This window comes from Arundinibacter roseus (assembly GCF_004348825.1).
In the GTDB taxonomy this organism is placed as follows: Bacteria; Bacteroidota; Bacteroidia; order Cytophagales; family Spirosomataceae; genus Arundinibacter; species Arundinibacter roseus.
Genome location: NZ_SMJU01000019.1, coordinates 42785 through 64881, shown reverse-complemented (window position 1 = coordinate 64881; position 22097 = coordinate 42785). Strand labels below are relative to the sequence as shown.

The following is a 22097-nucleotide window of genomic DNA, read 5'->3' as shown; positions in this document are numbered from 1 at the left end:
ATTATGTCAAAAAAAGTATTGATTACGGGCGGAAGCGGACTGATTGGCCAACGCCTGACCGACATGCTCCTGGAACGGGGCTATCGGGTTGCACACCTGAGCCGCTCAGGCATGCCAAAACCCAATATCTCGGTCTATGAATGGGATATAAAAAAAGGTATGGTAGATCCGCGGGCGCTCGATTCCATGGATTATCTGATTCACCTGGCAGGAGCTGGCATTGCCGATGAACGCTGGACGGAGTCGCGTAAAAAAGAAATTATCAGCAGCCGTACCGAAAGTATTGAGTTGCTGGCCCGACTGATGAAAGCTCAGGAAATCAAGCCACAGGCTTTTGTTTCCTCCTCAGCCATAGGTTATTATGGCGCGGATACCGGTCAACAAAAGCACACGGAACAATCGCCAGCCGGGAATGATTTTTTGGCTGACGTAACAAAAAAATGGGAAGATGCCGCCGACGCAGTAGCTGCTCTGAATATACGAACGGTGAAACTCCGAACGGGTGTAGTACTTAGTGAAAAAGGAGGCGCACTCGCCAAAATGGCTACACCGGCGCGTTTGGGTGCCGGGGCTCCACTGGGAAGCGGTACGCAATGGATGTCGTGGATTCACCTCGACGACATGTGTCGACTTTTTATAGAAGCCCTCGAAAACGACAGCTGGACAGGCGTTTACAACGGCGTGAGTGCTACGCCTGTGACAAATACCGAGCTTACCCATCAGATATGCAAGGTGTTGGGTAGACCCCAATGGTTACCCAATGTTCCTGAATTTGCCTTGCGGCTAGCCTTTGGCGAGATGGCCGATGTGGTGTTGGGGAGTTCTTATGTACAAAACACCCGCGTACAACAGTCCTCATTTCGCTATGAATTTCCAGAACTGACTCAGGCACTGGTAAATCTTCTTTCTAAGAAATAAGTCGAAAACCATCTGTTTTCCGGATGTGTGATCTACCGAAAAAACAAAGCTTTGCTGGTAAAATACATAATTCAAAAAATAAATGTAAGTTAGCGTATTATTCCAAAGCCTGATAAACAACCGTTTGTCTGTCAGGTACAAGGTAAAGCAAAGCTTAGGATAATGCAATTTGTGTTGTCCCAGCAAAAGGAAGTTATACACTCACACTAGGGCAATTTGATTCAATGATTGAAAGAATTTTCAAGCGCGTACTTGATAGTTATCACCATCGGTTTGTTTCCCGACGCTTAATTCTCGCCATCGATTTAACAATCGTTGTCTTTTCTTTTGTAGCTGCCTGCGTCCTGCGCTTCAATTTTGACTTTACCGAAATCAACTGGGAAATCTATCGCTACTACCTTGTTTTTCTGGTGCTCGTTCGGTGGCTTTGTTTTCTTAAATTCCGATCGTACCACGGCATCGTTCGCCACACGAGCCTGGAAGACGTTAACCTGATTTTTCAAACGGTATCCGTTAGCAGCTTGCTGGTAGCTGCCAGTTCTACGCTTCTTGCTTATGTATCGGGTCAAATTGCGCTGTACATTCCGGTTTCCATACTTTTGATCGACTATTTCATCTGTTTATTTCTGATGATAGCAAGTCGTTTTTTTGTAAAATCCATGTATCTGGATATTTCCAGTAAAAGCCATCGAACGTTCCCGCAGGATGTCATTATCTATGGCGCAGGTTCGCTTGGCATACTGACTCGTAACGTATTACTCAAAGATCCTCAACGGATTTATAACATTGTCTGTTTTATTGACGATAATCCTACGCTAATCAACAAAGCCGTCGCAGGCGTACGGGTGCTGGATCGGCAGAGTGCTTTTGAAAAATACATTGTCAATAACCCCTTAAAACCGGAAATCGTACTGGCGATTCAAAATATAAGCTCGAAGCAGAAGAAAGCGATTCTGGAATTTTTTTTACAAAGTACCATTGTCGTAAAGGTTGTCCCAACCGCCAACGAGTGGCTGGAAGGTACGCTGAGTAGCGGACAAATTAGAAAAATCAGGATTGAAGACCTGCTGGAACGCGAACCGATTGAACTTGATAATCTGAACATTACCAAACAGGTCGGCGGAAAAGTGGTGGCAATTACGGGTGCAGCGGGTTCTATTGGCAGTGAAATTGCCCGGCAACTGCTGCACTACAAGCCCGAAAAATTACTGATGATCGATCAGTCTGAATCGGGCTTGTATGATCTGGAATTTGAACTTCAATCCTATCTTGCCGAGCACAATAGCCTCGTAGAGCTTGTTTCGATAGTAGCTGACGTAACCAATGAGCAACGAATGCGGGCTGTATTTACCTGTCATCAGCCCCAAATCGTGTTCCATGCGGCTGCTTACAAACACGTGCCTCTTATGGAGAAATATCCCTATGAGGCCATCAAAACCAATGTATTTGGGACGCAGGTTGTCGCTGACCTCGCCGCTCAGTGCCACGTAGAAAAATTCGTTTTTGTATCCACAGATAAAGCCGTTAACCCAACCAACGTCATGGGCGCCACCAAGCGGCTGGCCGAAATGTATGTGCAAAGTTTGAATTCTCATTTGGCCAATTCTACGGACTTTATTATCACACGTTTTGGTAATGTTCTGGGTTCCAACGGTTCCGTTGTGCCTTTATTCAAAAAGCAAATTCAATCGGGCGGTCCGGTTACGGTTACGCACCCGGAGGTGATCCGCTATTTCATGACCATCCCCGAGGCTTGTCAGCTGGTGCTGGAAGCAGGTGCAATGGGACACGGTGGCGATGTGTTTGTCTTTGATATGGGCGAGCCCGTCAAAATTGAAGACCTTGCCCGGCGCATGATTCAGCTATCGGGTTTTGTAGCAGATCGCGACATTAAGATTACGTACTCGGGTTTGCGCCCCGGCGAAAAACTCTACGAGGAATTACTTGGCAATCACGAACAAAATCTGCCGACGCACCACCCAAAAATTCTTATCGCCCGGCTGCAAGTGGTATCTTTTCAGCAAATTCAGGAAACGCTCCTACATTTGAGAACCGCGCTAAAAACCGGAGATGCGGATGCCATGGTAACTCTCTTGAAAACGGTTATTCCTGAATATATCAGCAAAAATTCGGAGTTTCAAAAGCTAGATCACTTGCAGGAAGATATCTCCGATCCGCGCTGATTTTTACATTTTTACGTATAAAATCCCTATGCCCGAAGCCTATATTTATGATGCCGTGCGAACACCTCGCGGTCGCGGCAAATCCGACGGATCGCTACATCAGGTGGCGCCCGTTCAATTGCTCGCCCAGGTTTTAAAACACCTTCGTGACCGAAACTCGCTGGATACCCGTCTGGTAGATGATGTAATTATGGGTTGTGTAACTCCCATCGGTGAGCAGGGCGCAGACATCGCCCGCACCGCCGTAATGGAGGCCGGCTACGCCGAAAGCGTCGCCGGGGTGCAACTCAACCGTTTTTGTTCGTCGGGACTGGAAGCCATCAACATGGCTGCTGCCCGTATCATGTCCGGGCAGGAAGATCTGATTATTGCCGGAGGCGTAGAGTGCATGTCGCGGGTTCCGATGGGCTCGGATGGCGGTGCCCTTTTCATGGATCCACAGATTATAGCTACGCATAAAATCGTCCCGCAGGGCATCTCTGCCGACCTCATTGCTACAAAATGCGGCTACTCCCGCAGCGATGTAGACGCCTACGCGGCGGAGTCGTACCGCCGGGCCACGGAGGCGCAACAGGAAAATCGTTTTACCCGCTCGCTCGTGCCCATTCAGAACCCATCATCAGGTGTTACCATACTTGACTACGACGAGGGCGTTCGGCCCGGAACTACGGTAGAATCACTGGGCAAGCTGAATCCGGCTTTTGAAAAAATCGGACAGATGGGACTGGATGCGCTGGCACTCATGAAGTATCCCGAACTCACGCAAATCATGCACGTACATCATGCAGGCAACTCTTCACAAATTGTAGACGGAGCCGCTGGTATCCTGATTGGCACCAAAGAAATCGGCGAAAAACTGGGCCTGAAACCCCGTGCGCGCATCCGGGGATTTTCGGTCATCGGCACCGAACCTACGCTCATGCTCAGTGGCCCGGTACCCGCTACCCACAAAGTTCTGAAACGAGCCGGAATGTCCCTCAATGATATTGATCTTTTTGAAGTAAATGAAGCCTTTGCGGCAATTCCCATGTATTTTATGGATCAATTGGGAGTTGATTCCCACAAGCTAAACGTGAACGGCGGTGCAATTGCCCTGGGCCACCCGTTGGGCGCTACGGGAGCGATCATCACCGCTACGCTGCTCGACGAGCTCGAACGCCGCAACCTTACTACCGGCCTCGCTACGCTTTGCATCGGTGGAGGGATGGGAGTTGCCACGGTGTTTGAGCGGGTTGGGTAAAAGTGATTGATAAAAATAACACAATTTTCAAGACCTACCATTTCGACCTTTAATCAACCAACTCTTGAAGTGCCTGAGGGAGCATTAACAAAAAAGGTAGGCACCTTTCCCATTATAAGGTAGAATAATTTTATTCTGCTGTGCCAATGTTTGAGAAGAAACAAAGACAAATAAATAGCGAATTACAGACAGACACTTCATGGAGTTTATTTTTAAAAGTGTATGTGAATTAGTTTTACGGGCAATCATAATACTATTGAAATCTATCAGAATTCCATATCAGATATGGACAGGCCAATTTCGCATTTTGAAGCAGTTCCGTAAATCTCTTCGTCTCTTCATCCATCAGCCCCGTATCATCTATGTATCTGCGTTTTCCATCACGTGTTCGAAAGGTTGTGAAAGAGGAGGAAGATACAGAAGCATATAACCAAAAGACTCTTTTTCTTTTGTAGATGATTGAAAATAAGCACAGGTACCCAAACCGGACTTTGAAAGCCGTCCAATTTTTTCCTTCAGCCATGGCAAGTCTTTCATAGGGTTTATTTTTAAAAGTGTAAATAAAAGGCTGACCTCTAGCTCAGACATACGAAGGATTGAGCTGATAGGATCAGTTTTGAATCTGTACAATGCATGAAAAAATAATGCATTTTAAACTTAATATTATTATATTTTTAATAAAATTAGTATCAAAGAATCCTTTCCTGACATTAGCTTCATTTTTCAACTTTTTAGATTAAACCCAATGTCAGATAGATGTAGTTTCACTACCTATCGGGTCGTCCGTAAAGCAGTTTTTTTCCTTCCTAGAATTAAGAAAAAGAGGTAAATAGACGTACCAAAACAAATTCCACAGTATTTTGCACGATCAAAAAACACTAAATCAACATGGAAATAGACTATAAAACCGAACAGAATCTAGCTGTCATTACGTGGAATATGACGTCCTCGCCAATGAATGTTTTGAACGATACGTCAATTCCGGAATTTGAGGCTGCTTTACAAAAAGCATTTGACGATACAGACGTAAAGGGTATCGTTATTACCTCCGCCAAACCGGAGTTCATTGCCGGAGCAGATCTGAAAATGATCCTGAGCAATCAGGACAAAGACCCGCGCGAGATGCTGGAAGTTTCGATGCGCCTCAACCGCCTTTTCCGCCGCATGGAAACCAACGGGAAGCCCCTTGTGGCTGCTATCAACGGCACCGTGCTGGGAGGCGGCTACGAAGTTTGCCTGGCCTGCCACCACCGGCTTGCACTCGATACTCCCAAAACAAAAATCGGGCTGCCCGAAGTAAAGCTGGGCCTGCTGCCCGGCGGCGGTGGCACGCAGCGCCTGCCCCGCATGATCGGCATGGAAACCGCCCTGCCACTTCTGCTGGAAGGCCGGGATGTAACCCCGCAGGAAGCGCTGAAACTGGGCCTTATAGACGGCCTTGCCGCTACTACGCAAGAACTGATGCAGGCCGCCAAAGCGTGGATTGAGGCCAATCCGGCTCCGCTAAAACCGTGGGATCAGGTGAATAAAAAGAGCGGTAAAATTGAAGCCCTCGACAACTTTCAGGTGCCAGGTGGCTCGGTACAAAGCGACACGGGCCGCAGGTTGTTTGGCATCGCAACGGCGCAGGTTATGGAAAAAACCAAAGGTAACTACCCGGCACCTCGTGCGATTTTGTCTTGTGTCTACGAAGGCCTCCAAGTGAATATTGAGCGGGCCATTGAAATTGAAGCGCAGTATTTTGTACAAGTGGCCCGGTCCAAGGAAGCGGGGAATCTCATCAGAACGATGTTTCTGGGCCTCAACAGTGCCAACAAGGGAGCAAGCAGACCAAAAAATAGTGAGAAAACCGATGTGAAGAAAGTGGGAATTCTGGGCGCAGGACTCATGGGCGCAGGCATTGCGTACGTTTCTGCGCTTGCCGGCATAGAGGTCATTCTGAAAGATGTGAGCCTGGAAGCTGCTGAAAAAGGTAAGGAATATTCTGGAAAACTACTCGAAAAGGCCGTTGGTCGGGGAAGCATGAGCCCGGCAAAGGCTACGGACATTTTAAAGCTGATTACGCCTACAAGTCATGCCGCCGATCTGGAAGGCTGTGAGTTGATTGTGGAAGCTGTATTTGAAAACAGAGAGGTAAAAGCGCAGGTAATCGGGGAATCTGAGGTATACCTGGCTCCAAACGGAGTATTCGGCTCCAACACCTCCACCCTGCCGATTACCGGACTTGCTGAACTGGCCCAAAACCCTGAAAGTTTTATCGGCATTCATTTTTTCTCCCCAGTCGACAAAATGTCGCTTGTAGAATTAATCATGGGTAAAAAAACTTCTGACTACGCCCTTGCCGTGGCGATAGATTACGTACGGAAGATTCGTAAAACACCTATTGTGGTCAACGATGCGCGGGGTTTTTATACCACTCGCTGCTTTATGACGTTCGCAACCGAAGGCATGGAACTTCTAAAAGACGGCGTAGATCCCGTTTTGATAGAGAATGCCGCCAAACAGGCTGGAATGCCCGTGGGGCCGTTGGCCGTTACGGACGAAGTAGCGCTGGATCTTGTGCATAAAATTGCGGCTCAGGCGATTGCAGACGGCGCGCTCAATGAAACCGATACGAGTTATCAGTTAAGTAAAACGTTTGTAAATTTGGGTCGAAGTGGGCGCAAAAGCCGGGCAGGTTTTTATGAGTATCCCGAAAACGCCGGCAAATTTCTCTGGCCCGGCCTGTCGGACTTGTACCCGGTGGCGGCAGAGCAACCTTCTATGGATGAGATAAAAAAACGGCTCATATATCGACAAGCCCTCGAAGCTGCCCGTTGCTACGAAGAGGGCGTTATTCGCACCCGGCTCGACGCCGATTTGGGGTCTATTTTGGCCTGGGGATTTCCGGCCTATACCGGCGGGGCGTTGTCGTTTATTGAGTTCATAGGAAGTGACACCTTTGTAGCCGAATGCGACCGCCTTGCAGATACTTATGGGGAACGGTTTCGGCCCGGTGTATGGCTACACACTCAGGCAGAAAATGGCCAAGGCCTCGATTTGGCAACGTAGGCAATTTTCCCTATAAGCAGGAGGCATATACGTGTATTTACCTATTTTTATTTGGTCATACGCGTATTTTTACGCATTTCCATTAAAAAAAATACCATAAATACAGTATTGAGAATAAAGGAAGAAAACGGCTACTTTGTAGAGAAAATTCATCACATCGACATTTCTCCGCTATTGTCCCATCGAATGAATACGACCTTACCCCTCCCTCATCTTAGTTTCAAGCACCACTTACCCTTTTCCATTCAGGACATCATTCGCCTGGATGGAAAGGGTAATTATACGGTATTTTCACTACTAGATGGTACTCAGTTTCTTTCCTCCCGAAGTTTGGGCGTGTACGAGACCATATTTCCGGAAAATTTTCTTCGCGTGCACAAAGGCTGCATAATTAATCTCGGCTATCTTGATACGCTGAATGATTTGAATCGGGTCGCAATCCTGACGGACGGCAGTCACGTGGCGGTTTCGCGGCGGCGTTGGGCCGAAATCCGATCGTTAGTTTCAGACTAATTTTGTTTTAAAGTAAGGAGCAATTCTGCTACTTCTCTCCCGGTTTGCATGGCGGCGTTAAGCGAAGGATAAGCCGTGTAGTCACCACAGCGGTAAAGTCCGGGCCGCACCTGCGGACTCTCGTCAGACTGCCCGGGTTCGTATCGTACCAATGCTTTGGGAATATGATAGGTTCGCAAATGTTTCCATGTAGCTACCTGCTCGCCAAACCAGCTTGTCAATTCCAGACGAATATCGTTCGTCAGTTTTTCTTCCCTTACCAAATCCAATCCCTGCGTACTAACCGAAATCAGGCTTTTGCCCGCAGGCGCATAGTCAGGCGCAATATCCGTCGGAACACACAGGTGATGCACTACTGAAAGCGGATTAGGATTCAGAATCAGCATTTTTTGAGGAAGCGGTGACTCATCTGCTGCAAAATAAGTACAGGTCGTAGAGTTATACGTTCGGGTCTCAGACCGGCCGAGCCATGCGTCGGCAGTGTCGGCATCAGTAGCTACGACAATTTGTTCTGCCTGAATGCGCTCACCCGAAGACAGCTCAACTACCTGCCCATGCAGACCGGCCACGGGGCTGTTTAGGCGAATGCTCGCTGCGGGCAAACCCGCAGCAAGCTGCTCGGGAATTGCCTGCATGCCTTTCGCCGGAATAACAGCTTCTCCCTCATAAAATTGCCGAAAAATGAACCGAAAAAAATTACTGGAAGTTTCCAGATCATTTTCCAGAAAAACTCCTCCAAAAAAAGGTCTGAAAAAGGTAGCGATCATTTCGTCGCTCCACCCGTATTCATGCAGGTAATCGTGGGTGGTTTGGTCCGTATCCCGAAAAAAATCTGCCGTTTGAACCGTACTTACCTCCTTCATGAGCCGAACCAGCCGAAGCTTGTCGGTCAAAGAACCTACGGAAGAAAAGAGGGTTTGAAATACCGTAAGAGGCTCTTTGAGCGGGTCAGTCATTTGAGTAAAACCATTGTTTCGGCGAATCATTGCTCCCGACCGAAACGCACAGGGATTGAGCGCAGGATAATTCATCAACCGACGAACTTCGGGATAGGCTGACAGCAAAATCTGAAAACCCCGGTCGAGCCGATAGCCTTCGTGTATATCTGTCCGAACACGCCCGCCTACAGCATCAGAAGCTTCCAGGATCAGGAATTCAACCCCGCGCTGATGCAGATAACGGGCGCAGGTAAGGCCCGAAATACCCGCTCCAATAATAACTACCGGATAGGACGTTTCCATGTTTATAGTGCTCATTATTTACTAATTATATAAAATTTACAAGAATAATCTTTCAATTAATTTAATGACTCTCCGTCCTGATTGCTGAAAAAAGGCTTAGCTTTGCAAACAGAAGTAAGCTCATTTCTCGAAAAATAGATATATTTTTATACAACTAAGGAGGAAACTTGTTTGCTTTTTCTAATACATTGCATGTATACCCTGCTAACATTAACAACTAAACCAGTTTTGAACGGATGAAATACCAGGTACATCAGGAGGGAGGATTTCGATTCATTGATGAAGGAAAAGGTGAAAACCTGCTCTTATTGCACGGATTATTTGGCGCTCTCAGCAATTGGGACGGTGTAATCGACGGGTTCTCTGACCGCTTCCGGGTACTTATTCCGGTACTTCCTATCTACGAACTCCCCCCCCGAAAAGCAGGCCTCGAAGCTCTACTTGCTTTTCTGGAAGAGTTCCTTGCATTTAAAGATCTTAAAAACCTGACTCTGCTTGGCAATTCACTTGGTGGCCACATTGGCCTGCTATATACCCTGAAAAACCCCGAAAATGTACAACGGCTGGTCTTGACCGGTAGCTCAGGACTATTTGAAAACTCCATGGGCGGGTCATTTCCCAAACGGGGCAGCTACGACTACATTGCTGAGCGCGTTGCATATACTTTTTATGACCCCAAGGTAGCCACCAAAGAACTAATCGACGAAGTATTTGAAACCACTTCAAGCATTGCCAAATGCATGAGTATTGTGGGGATTGCCAAGTCGGCACAACGGCACAACCTTGCCCGCGAACTCGATCGTATCAAAGTACCTACGCTGCTTGTATGGGGGCTCAACGACACTATTACACCTCCGTATGTCGGGCATGAGTTCCACCGGCTCATTGAAGGATCGGAGTTACATTTTATTGATAAATGCTGCCACGCACCTATGATGGAGCATCCGCAGAAATTCAATGCCATTCTGGAACAATTTTTAGCGAAACATCCGTTACTAGAGTGGGCGTAACGCCACTGCTTAAAGAATAGATCGGGCCGGCAACGGCCTTTTTTTATAACTTTTCTCTAAAATCTTTCCCCGGGTTATTTGATAGTCATTCCTTTTTTATTTAGTTTTCGCAAAAGACTAACACAAATCCTATGCTTGCCGCAACGTTAATAAATCCAATGATACCAACGCTGAAACTTACCGATTCGGTAAGTACGGCTTTGGATTGGATGCATGAGTACCACACGCAGCAGCTTGTAGTAGCGGACGAGGATCTTTACAAAGGAATTGTTTCGGAAAATATCCTGATGGACTCGATGGATGATTCCGCCTTGCTGACCACAATCATCCGGCAGCACGAAGACGTTTTCGCCACCGAAGATCAGCATGTGTACGAGCTCCTGCGGCTCATCAATCAATACGGGCTGTATGTAGTTCCGGTAATCAGCGAAGATGGCCTTTTGATGGGCACAGTGCTGGTTCAGGAGCTATTGGAACGATTTGCTGATGTTCTCGGGATTCAGGAAAAAGGAGCTGTGCTGGTGCTTAAAATCTCAGAGCGCGACTATTCCCTTTCCGAAGTCAGTCGCCTGATCGAATCCAACGGCACCAAGGTCATCAGCAGCTATTACAGCTCATCCGCTACCTATGACAACCCCGATGAAGCCCGGCTTACGCTTAAACTGAACCGGACCAACATCAACCCTATCGTGGCTACCCTCGAACGCTTCGGCTATTCTATTGAAGAAGCGCATGCCAATGACCCCATCGAAAGTATCGATCAGGAACGCCTCGACATGCTCCTGCGCTACCTTGCTACCTAGCCTTTGGTACTTCTGAAAAAGTCTCCCTTTTCCCGTTCTCTTTTCTTGAAAATGTAAAAGATTTTTCGCCTAATTTTCAATTTTGGAATAATTGATGGGGTAATCTGTGCGTTTTTCGTCTTATCATTAATAGAAAACGTATCAGTCAGATCACCGTACTAATCCCATGAATACACGTCGTACTTTTTTGAAAGGAGCATCCGGCACGATGGCTCTTTCTTTACTTGGATCAGGGTTTACCTCCGCCAATGATTCACACATGTCACCCACAGCTTCGCAGGAATCGTTTAAGCAAGGCATTGCGGGTTATAGTTTTGTCCATTTCAAGCTTGATGAAGCTCTTGATATGATGCGCAAAACAGACCTACATTACCTTTGTATCAAAGACTTCCACTTGCCACTGGCAAGTACACCCGAACAGATTGCCGCTTTTCATGCCAAACTGAAAGAGTCTGACGTAACCGGCTACGCCGTTGGACCCATATATATGAAAAATCGGGAAGCTATTGATCAGGCCTTTGACTACGCCAAACGCGTGGGCGTGGATTTGATTGTAGGCATTCCGAATCCCGAGGATTTGCCTTACGTCGATCAAAAAGTAAAAGAATATAATATCCGGTACGCCATTCATAACCACGGCCCCGGTGATAAGCTGTATCCAAACGCCGACACCCTCCATGGACATATCAAAGATTTGGATGCCCGGGTAGGCATGTGCTTTGACATTGGCCACAACATGCGCTACGGCAACGATCCGCTGGCAGATTTTCAGAAATATTCCAGGCGGATATTTGACATGCACCTCAAAAATGTCACATCTGCTACTCATGACGGCAAAACCTGTGAATTGGGTCGGGGAGTTATTAATATTCCGGCATTGGTCAAAGTATTGCGTAAAGTAAAGTACAGCGGCGTGTGCGCCCTCGAATACGAGAAAGACATGAAGGAACCCCTGCATGGCATTGCGGAGTCGATGGGCTATTTCAGGGGCGTGCTGGAAGCCTCACGAAAAAGTTAAAGTAAGCTTTTCAAATTTCAATTTATAGTTCATGGAAATGCACGATTCAAGAAGAGAATTTATCAGAAAACTTGCCCTTGGCACGGCGGGTGTAACCTTCGGTGGAGTGGCGCACGGCATGTCTGCCAAAAGCTACCGGAAAATCATGGGTGCCAACGACCGCCTTCAGGTAGGAATCGCCGGACTTGGCCGCCGCCTGGGTGCGTATTATGAGCCTATCGGGCTAAAAAGCAGCAATGTGGAGCTGGTGTATCTGTGCGATGTAATGAAGAGTCAGCGGGAAGCAGCCGTAAAAAAGTTCTCCAAATACATTGACTACACACCCAAGCTCGAAAACGATATTCGGAAGGTAATTGAAGATCCCAAAATAGATGTGCTCATCAATGCTACGCCCGACCACTGGCACGCCCCCGGCACCTGGATGGCCGTAAAAGCAGGTAAGCACGTGTACGTGGAGAAGCCTTGTAGTCACAATCCGAGAGAAGGAGAGCTTTTGGTGGAGTTTCAAAAAAAATACAACAAGGTCATTCAGATGGGCAATCAGCAGCGCTCAGCGCCTGAGTCTATCGAAATTATCAAAGAAATACACAACGGCATTATTGGCAAAGCCTACAAAGCTGTTGCTTTTTACGCAAGCGCCCGTGGCGAAGTGCCCTTACAAAAAAAAGCGCCCGTTCCCACGGGGCTGGACTGGGAGCTCTTTCAGGGACCGGCGCCCCGGCGCGAGTACACAAGTGAAACCTGGGACTACAACTGGCATTGGTACGGCTGGCTGTATGGCACCGCGGAGTCGGGCAATAACGCCACGCACGAACTGGACGTAGCCCGCTGGGCTTTGCAGGTAGATTTCCCTGAGCGTGTAGAAGTAGAAGCCGAAAAGCGGTATTTTCCAAACGATGGCTGGGAAATGTACGATACGATGGACGCAACGTTCCGATTTAACGACAAAAAAATTATCAAGTGGGAAGGCCAAAGCCGTGATGGCTACAAAACCTATGGCAGCGACCGGGGTACGATTATCACCGGTACCGAAGGAACTGTGTATGTAGACCGCGGCGGCTACAAACTTTTTGACCGGGCCGGAAAGCTCATTCGGAGCAATCAGGGCAAAGGCAACGAAGCAGGCACGGCCCTGGGCGGTGGCGGCGATATGTCTACGCTGCATGTGGTGAATTTTTTCAATACCGTTCGTGGAACTGACCAACTGAATTCACCGATTGATGAAGGCGCCAAAAGTGTGCTGCTTTGCCATTTGGCAAATATTTCATCCCGCATGAATAAATCGCTGGACATCGATCCAAAAAATGGGCACATCATGGACAAAAAAGCCATGAAATACTGGAGCCGCGAATATCAGCCTGGCTGGGAACCCAAACTCTGACAAAATCTTTTTTTAACAACACTTCCACGAGGCAGAAAAGGCAACTTCTCTGCCTCGTTTTGTTGCAAAAGGTTTCAAATCCAATCGTCCTTTTTGTGCGATCTTGATTTTGATCAAAGGTACGTTCATCAAAAACAATTTGAATTTTGGGTTCATGCAGCTATCTTTCGCCTTCAAACCATTGCCTTAACACATCCCTTTGACTATGAAAATAGCGGTTCACGGGCGTACCTTTTCGGAATCAGCCCGCCCCTTTATTCAAGCTATGTTCAACGACCTGAGGGAAAGAAACACGGAGGTACAGATTTTTGAGCCTTTCCGGCTTTTTTTGGATAGCATGCAGGTACTGCATTTTTCCGAAAAAATGTACAACACCGCAGACGAACTTTTTGATGCCCGTCTTGTGGTGAGCATGGGCGGCGACGGCACCCTGCTGGAAGCAGTTTCGCTGGTGGGTGCGCGGCAAATTCCGGTGGTTGGCATCAATGTTGGGCGTTTGGGTTTTTTGGCAACAGTACCTCCCGAGCGCATTCCGGATATGATTTCAGCACTCGAAGAGTTTAAATTCCGAATCGACGAGCGCTCCATGGTCATCATTGAATCGGACGTAGATTTGTTTGACGGACTAAATTTTGGTCTGAACGATTTCACAATTACCAAAACCGATACCTCGTCGATGATTACGGTTCACGCCTACCTCAACGACGAATTCCTGAATTCCTACTGGGCCGACGGCCTGATCGTGTCGACGCCTACGGGCTCCACAGGCTACTCGCTTAGCTGCGGCGGGCCGGTACTTGTGCCACACTCCCAAAACTTCATTCTGACGCCCGTCAGCCCACACAACCTCAATGTACGTCCGCTTGTGGTTGAAGATACGTCGGTGTTGAGTTTTGAGGTAAAAAGCCGGAGCAATAATTTTATGGTTTCACTTGATGCGCGCTCTCGGGTAGTCGATTCATCGGTTAGATTTACGGTCCGAAAAGCACCGTTTGTAGCAAGGCTTATAAAAATGCTTGACGACGATTTTTTCAATACACTGCGCAGCAAACTCTCCTGGGGACTCGATATGCGAAATTAGCGGTCAGCACACCCTTACACTTATTTTTTACCACATGCAGCTCCTATTCCACCCGTTTGACCTTCGGCTCAAACATACGTTTACCATAGCACACGATTCCCGAAATGTGCAGCCCACGCTTATTGTAGAACTTCGCGACGACGAAGGTTTCAGTGGTTTGGGAGAAGCTACGTCCAATAAATACTATGGCATCACGCTCGACAGCATGCAGGCTGCCCTCAACCACGTGCGGCCGCTCGTGGAAGCCTACCAATGGGGAAGTCCCGAAGTGCTATGGGGGCTCGTATTTCCACATTTGAAAGACAATCCATTTGCCCTTTGTGCGCTTGATGAAGCGGCTCATGATCTTTTTGCTCAAAAGCAAGGTAAGAAGTTGTACGAGCACTGGGGACTTATAATTGACCAAAATCCTGTTACAGATTATACCATTGGCATTGACACACCTGAAAAAATGGTAGAAAAGTTGCAGGAAATGCCCTGGCCGTTGTATAAAATAAAACTCGGCACAGCCGATGATCTGAGTATAATCCGGCTTCTTCGGCAGCACACCGACGCCGTTTTCAGGGTAGATGCCAATTGTGCCTGGACTGCGGAACAAACGCTGGCCTATGCACCCGAACTAAAAGCGTTGGGCGTTGAATTTATTGAGCAACCCCTGCCGGCGCACGCTCGTGAGGACATGCGTCGGGTATTTGCCGAAAGTGTGCTGCCCATCATTGCCGATGAAAGCTGCATCGTCGAAAATGATGTCGAGGCTTGTGTCGGGTTGTTTCATGGGGTCAATATAAAACTGACAAAATGCGGCGGCCTTACGCCGGCCCGGCGGATGATTGCCCGAGCCAAATCTCTGGGAATGAAAACGATGGTAGGTTGCATGAACGAAAGCAGTGTGGGCATTTCGGCCATTGCTCATGTATTACCTCTGCTTGACTATGTAGACATGGACGGCACGTTACTCATCGCCAACGATCCGGCCACAGGAGTTACTTTTGACTATGGACAAGTACGCTACGCCAACCGAACGGGTACGGGTGCGCGGCTTATTTCCTAAATCCTTTTCGGTATTTTCATGAACGAACCTTTTTTGACATATTCCTTGCCCGGCCGGACGGTATCTACCCAAAGTGGCGAAGAACATCTGTGGTTTAGCGGTACAGATTATCTGAGCATGGGCCATCACGAGACCTTTCAGCAGCACCTTTTCGAAGGTTTCAATCGCTATGGCACGCACTACGGCAGTTCACGAAACAATAGCCTGAGACTGGCAATTTATGAGGAAGCAGAGGCGGCGCTTGCAGCTTTTGTGGGAGCGCCCGGCGCACTTGCTACGTCTTCCGGTATGTGGGCCGGGCAATTGGTGATGAAATTTCTGGATCAACCAGCCACCCACTTTCACTATGCCCCCGGCGTACACCCGGCACTATGGGGTCGAGATTATCATCCTCAACTGGATTCCTGGAAGAGTTGGTTTGATCGCACGCTTCAAATTATTGGTGAAAGTGCGCCAGAAACCCGGCATGTCTTGTGTACCGATTCTATTGGCTCACCCTGGGTGGTAACATTTCCGCTGGAATTGCTGCATTCATTGCCCGAGGACGCAAACCTTTGGTTGATCGTAGACGACTCACATGGCTTGGGGGTATTGGGAACTGAGGGACGGGGCATATTCTCACAACTTCCCAAAAAAGACAAACTGCACGTACTCGTAACCTCCTCGCTGAACAAAGCGATGGGTATCCCGGCGGGCATTATCTTTGGTGAGCCCGACACGCTAAGTGAGCTGCGTAAGATGCCCTGGTTTGCAGGTAGTTCGCCCGCGGCTCCGGCCTATCTTTATGCCTTGAAGCAAAATATTTCTACGCAGCTTTATCAGAAAACGAATGCGATTTTGCAGGCTAATATTCAGCATTTTTTTGAAACTCTAACTGTTGGTGAGCACTTTACACATGCAAAAAAATATCCCGCATTTTGCAGTCGGGATGCAGACTTGTATCTATATCTATACAAAAACGGAATCCTTACCTCCTGCTTTTCTTATCCAAACCCTACGGATCCGGCGGTAACCCGGCTGATTGTTTCGGCTGCCCATCAAAAAACAGACCTCGACCGGGTGGCCGAGGTCTGTGAGGAATATTTTATGAAAAAATAAGCTGAATAATCTCTATCAGGAGATTTTACTTAAACGCTGCTCTTCGGCTAGTTTGGCGCGTTCTACGCGTGCTGATACAAAAATACTTACTTCGTATAGGATCGTTAGGGGCATTGCTACCAAAATCTGACTGTAAATATCAGGAGAAGGTGTAATGACTGCCGCAACAATCAAAATCACAACTATGGAATGCCGACGATACTCACGCATAAAAGAGGGGGTCAAAATACCAACGCGCGACAACACAAAAACCACAATCGGCAACTGAAACGCTAATCCGCACGCCAGCGTCAGCGTGGCAACTGTACCAATGTAAGAACTGATACTGAACTCGTTAATAATGGATGGATCCAATTTAAAGTTAGCAAGGAAATTCAGGGCGAGTGGAGTTACGATGTAATATCCAAAAAACACGCCCATAAAAAACAGGAAAGTCACATAGAAGACAGCCCCCCGGGCGGCTTTCCGTTCAAAACTTTTGAGGCCGGGTTTGATAAAACGCCATATTTCCCAAAATGCATACGGAAAAGCGAATACAAGTCCAAGAATCACGGACGACGTAAGCGCCATTGTAAACTGCTCGCCTACACCTAAACTTTGCAGTTCAAAATCAATTTTTTCGATACACAATCCTTCGGCGCCAACAGCTTTGCCCAATTTACACATCATTCGATACGTCCAGAAATCGGTGCGGGCAGGAGCAATAATTACGTAGTGGTAAACTTCTTCAATGTAAATATATCCTAAGATAGCAAATACAAGAATGGAGCTCACGGCTCTGACAATATTCCATCGGAGCTCTTCCAAATGCTCCAAAAAAGTCATTTCTTTTCCTTCTTCTGCTTCTTCTTCAAATTCCTGGTCTAAGGCCATCTTGTGGGTATGCGGTTTTTATCATGAAATCGTTGAATGTGTGAAATTACACACAAAAGCTAAAAAAGCAGTCGGTATACATACGAACGACTGCTTTTTTTGTATCATTTCCTGGGAAAACAATTTATCAGCTATACAGCGGATACGCTGCCATCCAGCTGTTTACCTCTTGTTTTATGGTCGCAATTTTTGTGTCATTGTCGTGGTTCATCAGCACTTCATCCATGAGATCAACTATGCGTTCCATGTCATTTTCCAGCAATCCGCGGGTAGTCATAGCGGCTGTACCCACGCGCATTCCTGAGGTTACCATGGGTGATTTATCATCAAACGGCACCATGTTTTTATTGATCGTAATATCCGCTTTGATGAGGGTATTTTCCGCTAATTTTCCACTCAAATCTTTGGAACGCAGGTCAATCAGCATCAGGTGATTGTCTGTTCCGCCAGAAATAATGGAATATCCTTTATCCAGGAAAGCTTTGGCCATTGCCTGCGCATTTTTCTTCACCTGCACGGCATACGTATAGTAATCTTCGCTCAGTGCTTCACCAAAAGCAATGGCTTTCGCCGCAATAATATGTTCGAGCGGTCCGCCTTGTGTTCCGGGAAAAACGCCGGAATCTAGCAGGGAAGACATTGTCCGTAAGTTTCCTTTTTGAGTTTTGATACCGAACGGATTCTCAAAGTCATGCTTCATCATAATCAGACCACCCCGGGGCCCGCGCAGGGTTTTGTGGGTTGTAGTAGTTACGATATGGCAATGCTCCATCGGATCGTTCAAAAGCCCTTTGGCGATCAGACCGGACGGGTGCGAAATATCGGCCATCAAAAGAGCGCCAATCTGATCAGCAATGGCGCGCAGGCGGATGTAATCCCAGTCACGGCTATATGCAGATGCTCCGCAAATGAGCAGTTTGGGACGCTCACGCAGGGCGGTTTCTTCTACTTTGTCCCAGTCAATTACTCCTGAATCAGGCTCTACACCGTAGAAAATGGGCTGAAAATATTTACCGGAAATATTTACCGGAGAGCCGTGTGTCAGGTGGCCACCGTGGGCGAGATTAAAACCCATGATTTTATCACCCGGATTGAGGCACGCCAAAAACACGGCGGTATTGGCCTGAGCGCCTGAATGCGGCTGAACGTTGGCCCAGGTAGCACCAAACAACTCTTTTACCCGATCAATGGCAATTTGCTCGATTTGATCTACTACTTCACAGCCACCGTAGTAGCGCTTGCCCGGCAGGCCTTCGGCGTATTTGTTGGTCAGAACGCTCCCGGAGGCTTCCATGACCTGCTTTGATGTAAAATTCTCAGAGGCAATCAGTTCGATGCCCGATTCCTGTCGGTGCAATTCCTGACCAATCAGATCAAATACCTGCACATCGCGGGCAATCGTAGTAAGAGTTGACATGAGCTTGTTGTAGTAAACGGATGATAAATTCGTGTCGATTTTGAATCAGGCCACAAAAATACGCCCTAAAAAAGTATGAATGAAACGCTTGCTAAAATCTTTGTTCATTCATTTCATTGATTAACTTAGCGTTAAAGGAGTCTTTACTAATCAAAATTGAGTATATCAAGTGAAGCACAGACGTATATTAATTTTTAAAATAATTTAAGAACAAGCCGAATACATTGTAATTTTGTGTGCTGAAAAGCACTTGTACGTATCAAATTTTTTCTCTGAAACTTTATTTATTCCTATAACCAACTCGCATGGATCCTCAAACATTAAGTCCGGAAGCCATATTAATGCAAGCCGCTGATAATGCGGAAGTAGTGTTGAACACCGGAAGTATTGGTCAACCGATTACGTACGAAAAAATCCCGACGCATATTTATGCCGACTCCAAGGCTGCGTCGAGTGCTGTGGCACGGGAAATCGCCGATCTGATTCGTCAAAAACAAAAAGAAGGCAAGCCTTGCGTGCTGGGTTTGGCCACGGGTTCATCGCCCAAAACGGTGTATGCCGAGCTGGTGCGGATGCACCGGGAAGAAGGTTTGAGTTTTAAAAATGTGATTTCGTTTAACCTCGATGAGTACTATCCCATGGAGCCCGACTCCATTCATAGCTATCATCGGTTCATGAAAGAGCAGCTTTTTGACCTTGTTGATATTCCGAAAGAAAACTATTTTCTGCCCGATGGCACCATTCCGAGCGCACTGTTGCAGGAGCACTGCCGTACGTATGAGAACAAAATCAACGCCGTCGGAGGTTTGGATTTTCAGCTGCTGGGAATCGGTGGAAATGGCCACGTAGGGTTTAACGAGCCGGGCGCGCTCATCAATGCCCGCACGCGCCTCATTACGCTGGATCACTCGACCCGTGCGGCCGCTGCCATGGAGTTTGGAGGATTGGTGCAAGTGCCGCGCAAAGCCATTACTATGGGAATTGCGCCAATTTTGAGCGCCCGCCGCATTGTGCTGCTGGCCTGGGGCGAGCGCAAAGCTGCCGTGATTCGGGGAGCGGTAGAAGGCCCGGTAACCGAGCGAAATCCGGCTTCTTACTTACAGGCTCATCCAAATGTTACGTTCATTATCGACGAGCGGGCCGCCTCTGAACTGACCCGCATGAAAACCCCCTGGGCGGTTGATTCGGTTACGTGGGATAATCAGATGATCAAGAAAGCCGTTACGCAGCTTTCGCAAATGCTTAAAAAGCCTATTCTGAAACTTACCGACAAAGATTACAACGACAACGGGATGAGCGATTTGCTGGCGCAATCGGGAGCCGGTTATGAAATTAATATTGATATTTTTAATCAGCTGCAACATACCATTACGGGTTGGCCGGGAGGCAAGCCTGACGCCGACGATTCCAACCGTCCGGAACGGAAACTACCTGCCCACAAACGCGTCATTATTTTCAGCCCCCACCCCGACGACGATATTATTTCGATGGGCGGCACCTTCCAGCGCCTCGTCGATCAGGGACATGAAGTACACGTAGCTTACCAAACTTCCGGAAATATTGCCGTGGCCGACGACGAAGCTCTGCGCTTTATCGATTTCGTCGTTGATTTCAATGAGCGCTTTGCCATTGAAAATACTACGATTACAAATAAGATTTTTCACGATGCCAAAGAATTCCTGAAAACCAAAAAAGATAGCGAAGTTGATACACCGGAAGTTCGGCACGTGAAAGGACTCATCCGGCGGGGAGAAGCCAAAGCTACCTGCCGCTTTGTGGGCGTGCCCAATGGAAACATTCATTTTCTGGATATGCCTTTTTATGAGTCAGGTACGGTTCAGAAAAAACCGATCGGTGAGGAAGACATCAAGATTATTGAAAAGTTGATTCAGGAAGTAAAACCGCATCAGATTTATGCTGCCGGAGACTTTGCCGATCCGCACGGAACGCACAAGGTCTGCTGGGATGCGATTGAGGCCGCTATTGGGCGACTTAAACACAAAAATTTCATGAAAGACTGCTGGGTGTGGCTGTACCGGGGCGCATGGGCCGAATGGGATATTCATGAAATTGAAATGGCCGTACCGATGAGCCCCGATCAGGTGCTTAAAAAACGGATGGGAATTTTCAAACATCAGTCGCAAAAGGATGGCGTGGTGTTTCAGGGCGACGATTCGCGGGAGTTTTGGCAGCGCGCCGAAGAACGCAATCAGGGCACGGCCTTGCTATACGATCAGCTCGGGTTGTCGGAATATGAAGCTATGGAGGCCTTTGTACGATGGCGTTTTTAAGGAATTAGAATTCGTTTGTTCCTGGTATATGCTGCTTCAAAGAACCTTTGGACTACTTAAATGTCCAAGGTTCTTTGAGGCTTTTTTAATTTATACGCACCTTGTACCCAACAACATTTTAAGACACTAAACTATTTATTTTCTGTGAAGAAATCGTTTTACACAAAAATGTTTACTCTTCTGAGTTTGCTTGTACTCACTGCTTTTTCAGCACCGCCTGCCCCAATCACTGTATACCTGATCGGTGATTCTACAATGTCAATCAAGCAAACGAAGTTTTATCCTGAAACAGGCTGGGGTATGCCTTTTACCTACTTTTTTGACGAAACTGTTACTGTTGATAACCGTGCCATGAATGGACGAAGTACCCGTACGTTCATTGAAGAAAACCGCTGGCAGCCTGTTTTCGATCGCTTGCAGGCAGGAGATTATGTGCTTATTCAGTTTGGACATAATGACGAAATTCAAACCAAGAAAAGCGCTACAACAGAAGCAGAATTTACAGCGAATCTCATTCGATTCGTCACCGAAACTCGCGCAAAAAAGGCACTTCCCGTCCTTCTGACGCCGGTTGCACGGCGAAATTTTGACGCTTCGGGCCAACTGATTGATACCCATGCGCAGTATTCTCAACTGGTAAGAAATGTAGCAAAAGATTATAAAACGCCGCTTATTGATCTGGATCAGGAAAGTCAGAAACTGCTCCGGGATATGGGTGAAGAGACCTCCCGACTGCTGTTTTTACACCTCGAACCCGGCGAGCACCCCAATTATCCGGAAGGGAAAATAGACAATACTCATTTCAGTGAACTCGGTGCCCGAAAAATGGCGCAGTTGGTGCTGGCAACTATTCAACGATTAGAACTGGATCTTGCCACGCGAATCGTGAAACCAAATAAGTAGCAATACCTTATCCTGTAAACATAAA

At 47.4% G+C, this 22097-nt stretch carries 18 protein-coding genes; 14 read left to right on the top strand and 4 right to left on the bottom strand.

Going from position 1 to position 22097, the window contains the following annotated elements; genetic code table 11:
* Positions 1-3 precede the first annotated feature (3 nt).
* From EZE20_RS22035 to EZE20_RS22025, 3 genes are all read left to right on the top strand, one after another.
* Entirely contained in the window at positions 4-918 is a 915-nt protein-coding gene (locus tag EZE20_RS22035) for a TIGR01777 family oxidoreductase (RefSeq protein ID WP_132121830.1), read from the top strand.
* A 224-nt stretch (positions 919-1142) separates the two neighbouring features.
* Positions 1143-3101, top strand: a complete 1959-nt coding sequence (locus EZE20_RS22030; protein ID WP_228713952.1) for a polysaccharide biosynthesis protein — start codon at positions 1143-1145, stop codon at positions 3099-3101.
* Positions 3102-3129: 28 nt separating this feature from the next.
* Positions 3130-4341, top strand: coding sequence for an acetyl-CoA C-acetyltransferase (locus EZE20_RS22025; RefSeq protein ID WP_132121828.1), 1212 nt, complete (start codon positions 3130-3132; stop codon positions 4339-4341).
* A gap of 360 nt (positions 4342-4701) precedes the next feature.
* On the opposite strand, the gene EZE20_RS22020 is transcribed toward EZE20_RS22025, so the two are convergent.
* Entirely contained in the window at positions 4702-4929 is a 228-nt protein-coding gene (locus EZE20_RS22020; protein ID WP_132121826.1) for a hypothetical protein, read from the bottom strand.
* Positions 4930-5229: 300 nt separating this feature from the next.
* Here EZE20_RS22020 and EZE20_RS22015 point away from each other — a divergent pair, with 300 nt between their 5' ends.
* The gene (locus EZE20_RS22015; protein WP_132121824.1) at positions 5230-7392 is read left to right on the top strand and encodes a 3-hydroxyacyl-CoA dehydrogenase NAD-binding domain-containing protein; all 2163 of its coding nucleotides are present in this window, start codon (positions 5230-5232) and stop codon (positions 7390-7392) included.
* 186 nt (positions 7393-7578) lie between these two features.
* The gene (locus EZE20_RS22010; RefSeq protein ID WP_132121822.1) at positions 7579-7905 is read left to right on the top strand and encodes a LytR/AlgR family response regulator transcription factor; all 327 of its coding nucleotides are present in this window, start codon (positions 7579-7581) and stop codon (positions 7903-7905) included.
* Here EZE20_RS22010 and EZE20_RS22005 read toward each other — a convergent pair.
* The gene (locus EZE20_RS22005) at positions 7902-9161 is read right to left on the bottom strand and encodes a protoporphyrinogen/coproporphyrinogen oxidase (protein ID WP_165933544.1); all 1260 of its coding nucleotides are present in this window, start codon (positions 9159-9161) and stop codon (positions 7902-7904) included. The genes EZE20_RS22010 and EZE20_RS22005 overlap by 4 nt on opposite strands.
* 221 nt (positions 9162-9382) lie before the next feature.
* Between EZE20_RS22005 and EZE20_RS22000 the strand changes: the two genes are divergently transcribed.
* From EZE20_RS22000 to EZE20_RS21970, 7 genes are all read left to right on the top strand, one after another.
* Positions 9383-10156 (top strand): alpha/beta fold hydrolase, encoded by a 774-nt coding sequence (locus tag EZE20_RS22000; RefSeq protein ID WP_132121820.1) that lies wholly within the window; start codon positions 9383-9385, stop codon positions 10154-10156.
* 131 nt (positions 10157-10287) lie between these two features.
* Positions 10288-10959: a CBS domain-containing protein gene (locus EZE20_RS21995; protein WP_132121818.1), complete on the top strand. Its 672-nt coding sequence runs from the start codon at positions 10288-10290 to the stop codon at positions 10957-10959.
* 166 nt (positions 10960-11125) lie between these two features.
* Positions 11126-11977 carry a sugar phosphate isomerase/epimerase family protein gene (locus EZE20_RS21990; RefSeq protein WP_132121816.1) on the top strand — a complete coding sequence of 284 codons (852 nt, stop codon included), beginning with the start codon at positions 11126-11128 and terminating at the stop codon, positions 11975-11977.
* A gap of 37 nt (positions 11978-12014) precedes the next feature.
* Entirely contained in the window at positions 12015-13358 is a 1344-nt protein-coding gene (locus EZE20_RS21985; protein ID WP_132121877.1) for a Gfo/Idh/MocA family protein, read from the top strand.
* Positions 13359-13563: 205 nt separating this feature from the next.
* On the top strand, positions 13564-14439 hold the full coding sequence (locus EZE20_RS21980; protein WP_132121814.1) for an NAD kinase: 876 nt from the start codon (positions 13564-13566) through the stop codon (positions 14437-14439).
* Between the two features lie 34 nt (positions 14440-14473).
* Positions 14474-15490 carry a dipeptide epimerase gene (locus EZE20_RS21975; protein WP_132121812.1) on the top strand — a complete coding sequence of 339 codons (1017 nt, stop codon included), beginning with the start codon at positions 14474-14476 and terminating at the stop codon, positions 15488-15490.
* A gap of 18 nt (positions 15491-15508) precedes the next feature.
* On the top strand, positions 15509-16588 hold the full coding sequence (locus tag EZE20_RS21970; RefSeq protein WP_132121810.1) for an aminotransferase class I/II-fold pyridoxal phosphate-dependent enzyme: 1080 nt from the start codon (positions 15509-15511) through the stop codon (positions 16586-16588).
* A 15-nt stretch (positions 16589-16603) separates the two neighbouring features.
* Here EZE20_RS21970 and tatC read toward each other — a convergent pair whose 3' ends face one another.
* Both tatC and EZE20_RS21960 read right to left on the bottom strand, forming a co-directional pair.
* Positions 16604-17461, bottom strand: coding sequence for a twin-arginine translocase subunit TatC (gene tatC / locus EZE20_RS21965; protein ID WP_132121808.1), 858 nt, complete (start codon positions 17459-17461; stop codon positions 16604-16606).
* A 127-nt stretch (positions 17462-17588) separates the two neighbouring features.
* Entirely contained in the window at positions 17589-18878 is a 1290-nt protein-coding gene (locus tag EZE20_RS21960) for a serine hydroxymethyltransferase (RefSeq protein ID WP_132121806.1), read from the bottom strand.
* 341 nt (positions 18879-19219) lie between these two features.
* Here EZE20_RS21960 and nagB point away from each other — a divergent pair, with 341 nt between their 5' ends.
* Positions 19220-21169 carry a glucosamine-6-phosphate deaminase gene (gene nagB / locus EZE20_RS21955; protein ID WP_132121875.1) on the top strand — a complete coding sequence of 650 codons (1950 nt, stop codon included), beginning with the start codon at positions 19220-19222 and terminating at the stop codon, positions 21167-21169.
* Positions 21170-21337: 168 nt separating this feature from the next.
* Entirely contained in the window at positions 21338-22072 is a 735-nt protein-coding gene (locus tag EZE20_RS21950; protein WP_132121804.1) for a rhamnogalacturonan acetylesterase, read from the top strand.
* Positions 22073-22097 lie beyond the last annotated feature (25 nt).